Below are 3,035 nucleotides of genomic sequence, written 5' to 3' on the forward strand. Positions count from 1 at the left end.
CTGGACTTCCACGCGGCAGGCTACCACTGGCCAGCCTTCAACCTCGCCGACACCACGATCTTCGTGGGCGCCGCGCTCCTGCTCCTCGTGGGCGGGCTGCACGAATCCGCAGACGCGCCGACCTCCACGTCGCGCCCCTGCGGAATGGACTGCCGTGAACCCTCTCCTCCAGATGTCCGGCCTTCTGACCGCTTTCCTTGCGGGGATGATATCGTTCCTTTCACCCTGCGTGCTGCCGCTGGTGCCCGGTTATGTCTCCTACGTCACCGGTCGCTCGGTCTCCGCCGAACGCGCGCAGCCCGATCGCCTCGCCACAGTCGGCCTCGGCCTCTGCTTCGTTTTGGGTTTCGCGACCATCTTCGTGGCGATGGGGGCGGGCGCCTCGGCGCTGAGCCAGGCCCTGCTGCGCTATCGCTACGAAGCCGGGATCTTGGGCGGGGTGGTGGTCATCCTGTTCGGCCTGATGACCGCGGGCGTCCTGCGGCTGATGCCACTGCAGCGCGATCTCCGCTTCATGCCGACCCTCAGCGGCGGCACGCCGCTCTCCGCCTACGTGCTCGGGCTGGCCTTCGCCTTCGGCTGGACGCCCTGCATCGGGCCGGTGCTCGGCGCCATCCTGGCGCTGACCGCCACAAGCGAGATCAACCATCTCGGCATCGTGCTCCTGGCTGCCTATGCAGCCGGGCTGGGCGTACCCTTCCTGCTGGTCGCCGCCTTTGCGGACGCCTTCCTGCGCGGACCGTTCCGCAGCCTGCGGCGCCTCGGCCGCGTCCTTCAGATCGTGGCGGGCGGCGTCATGGTGGCAATGGGGGTGGCCATGATCACGGGCCACCTGACCGACTTCGCCATCCTGATGCTCCAGCTCTTCCCCTGGCTCGGGCGCATCGGATGAGCGACGACGGCTTACCGAAGATCTGCACCCATATTACGCCCGCGTACCGCCAAGCGCTATGGATCGTAATAAAGCTCAATGTCGGCTACGGGCTGGTAGAAATGGTTGTCGGCTTCATCTCTGGCAGCCAAGCGCTTAAGGCGGACGCCCTCGACTTCCTCGGCGACGGCCTGATTGGCTTCCCCAGCCTGTTAGCTGTCGGCTTGAGCCTCGTCGGTCGTGCCCGCTCCGCCCTCATTCAGGGCTTGTTCCTCGCGATGCTCGGCTTGGGCGTGCTCGCCATCACCGGTTACAGGGTGCTGGTGCCGAACCAGCCCGAGGCCGTGTTGATAGGCCTGTTCGGTGCTGTCGCCCTGATGGTCAGCTTAACCGTTACGGCGGTACTTATTCCGCACCAGGAAGACGACGTTAACGTCCGGGCCGTCTGGCTGTTCAGCCGCAATGACACCATCGGCACTGCCGCCGTGTTGGTCGCGGCAGGCCTCGTATGGTGGACCGAAGCGGCATGGCCCGACCTCGCCGTGGCGTTCGTCAGCGCTGGTCTATTTCTGCAATCGGTCCGGTCGATCATCCACAACGCACGGGCGGATCTAAGGGCGGCACATGACTGACGACCTTTCCAACAGCCCTGTCGAGGTACATGCAGTTGGATCGAGTGGCCCCGGCGCCACTGTGCGGGTCGCAGCCTGCACGACCCCGGTCCGCCTCGCGGATCCCGCCGCGAACGCCGACACCCTTCTGGACGTCGCACGCACCTGCGCCGAGCGGTCGGTGTCGCTGGTCGCCTTTCCCGAATTGGCGCTGACCGGGTACTCCATCGACGACCTCTTCCTCCAGGATGTCGTCCTGGACGCCGCCGAAGCCGCCGTGGAGCGGGTGGTGGAGGCGTCGGCCCACTTGCCCTCGGTCATGGTACTGGGCGTTCCCCTGCGCCATGCGGGCCGCGTCTACAACACGGCCGTTATCACCTACCGGGGGAAGCTGCTGGGCGTGGTGCCCAAGGTCCATCTGCCGAACTACCGGGAGTTCTACGAGCGCCGTTACTTCGCATCTGGGAACGGGACGGACGGAAGCGTCATCCGCGTGGGGCGGCACTCCGCCCCGTTCGGCCCCGATCTTCTCTTCGTGTCCGAGGACCGCCCGGGGCTCGTCGTCCACGTCGAGATCTGCGAGGACATGTGGGTGCCCAAGCAGCCGAGCGCCCTGGGTGCATTGGCCGGAGCCACCGTCCTGGTGAACCTGTCTGCTAGCAACATCACCGTTGGAAAGGCTGACACCCGGCGCATGCTGTGCCAGGCCCAGTCGGCCCGTTGCATGGCGGCTTACCTTTACACGGCGTCGGGCGAGGGCGAGTCGACAACTGACCTTGCATGGGACGGCCAGACCTCGATTTACGAGGATGGGATCCTTCTCGCGGAGACTTCCCGATTCGAACCAGGAGCCCGGCTTGCCGTCGCGGATGTCGATGTCGACCGTCTGAACGACGCACGAGCCCGCTCGGACATCTTCGCGCAATGCCGGGCGGGCTATCAGGCCCAGGTGGCCCGCTTCCGCCGTGTTCCGCTGCGTTTCGGATTTGACACAGGCGTACGGGTAGCTAGCGGTGGCCTCGTCGGAGGGTTCTGTCAGCTTTCGCGCCAGGTGTAGCTGCACGAGTTGAAGCGCACTGGTAGTGCTATGCGGCTTGCAGGATGGCGAGCACAGCGGTTGTACGGCGGAGATGGAGAACGCGGCGCTGGTTGGCAGGGACATGCTGGTTGTGACGGACGCGAGGACGGAGGTGGTTGCGGAGTTCGTCGTAACCGCGACAGAAGCGTTCCGCCGAAGTGAAGCTCTTGAACCCGCGCATACATCGGATTCGACCTTTTATGCCCCGGTGATCCTGCTGAGCCCATTGTTTCTGTAAGCACTGGTGCGGTGGCTGACCCGTTTGCCTAGCGTTGAGCGGATCGCGCGTGGGTACGAGCTGTGCCCGCCCGTAGTGACCTTGTCGGGGACGATGCCGGTGGCCGACTTGGCAGATCGGAAGAACGCCTTGGCCGCCGCCATGTCCCGGTGCTCGCTGAGCATGGTGTCGACGAGATCGCCGTTCCGGTCCATCGCCCAATACAGGTAGCACCAGCGTCCTCGGACCTTCAAATAT

4 protein-coding genes are annotated in these 3,035 nt (G+C 65.3%); 3 read left to right on the plus strand and 1 reads right to left on the minus strand.

Going from position 1 to position 3,035, the window contains the following annotated elements; translation table 11 throughout:
* Nucleotides 1-172 precede the first annotated feature (172 nt).
* From D9599_RS30365 to D9599_RS30375, 3 genes are read left to right on the plus strand one after another with little or no spacing between them, the layout of a single operon-like run.
* The gene (locus tag D9599_RS30365) at nucleotides 173-892 is read left to right on the plus strand and encodes a cytochrome c biogenesis CcdA family protein (protein WP_198385074.1); all 720 of its coding nucleotides are present in this window, start codon (nucleotides 173-175) and stop codon (nucleotides 890-892) included.
* Nucleotides 889-1,503, plus strand: a complete 615-nt coding sequence (locus D9599_RS30370) for a cation transporter (protein ID WP_198385071.1) — start codon at nucleotides 889-891, stop codon at nucleotides 1,501-1,503. The genes D9599_RS30365 and D9599_RS30370 overlap by 4 nt, the downstream gene beginning before the upstream one ends.
* On the plus strand, nucleotides 1,496-2,539 hold the full coding sequence (locus D9599_RS30375; RefSeq protein ID WP_198385072.1) for a nitrilase-related carbon-nitrogen hydrolase: 1,044 nt from the start codon (nucleotides 1,496-1,498) through the stop codon (nucleotides 2,537-2,539). The genes D9599_RS30370 and D9599_RS30375 overlap by 8 nt, the downstream gene beginning before the upstream one ends.
* Before the next feature lie 219 nt (nucleotides 2,540-2,758).
* Here the strand turns inward: D9599_RS30375 and D9599_RS30380 are convergent.
* The coding region (locus tag D9599_RS30380) for a DDE-type integrase/transposase/recombinase (RefSeq protein ID WP_198385073.1) at nucleotides 2,759-3,035 on the minus strand (277 nt) is incomplete at its 5' end.

Source organism: Roseomonas sp. KE2513 (assembly GCF_016107305.1).
GTDB lineage: Bacteria > Pseudomonadota > Alphaproteobacteria > Acetobacterales > Acetobacteraceae > Roseomonas.

Excerpts from the sequence above, each read along its gene's own strand:
- D9599_RS30375 (WP_198385072.1), top strand. The coding sequence starts at position 1,496 with ATGACTGACGACCTTTCCAACAGCCCTGTCGAGGTACATGCAGTTGGA.
- D9599_RS30365 (WP_198385074.1), top strand. The coding sequence starts at position 173 with ATGTCCGGCCTTCTGACCGCTTTCCTTGCGGGGATGATATCGTTCCTT.
- D9599_RS30370 (WP_198385071.1), top strand. The coding sequence starts at position 889 with ATGAGCGACGACGGCTTACCGAAGATCTGCACCCATATTACGCCCGCG.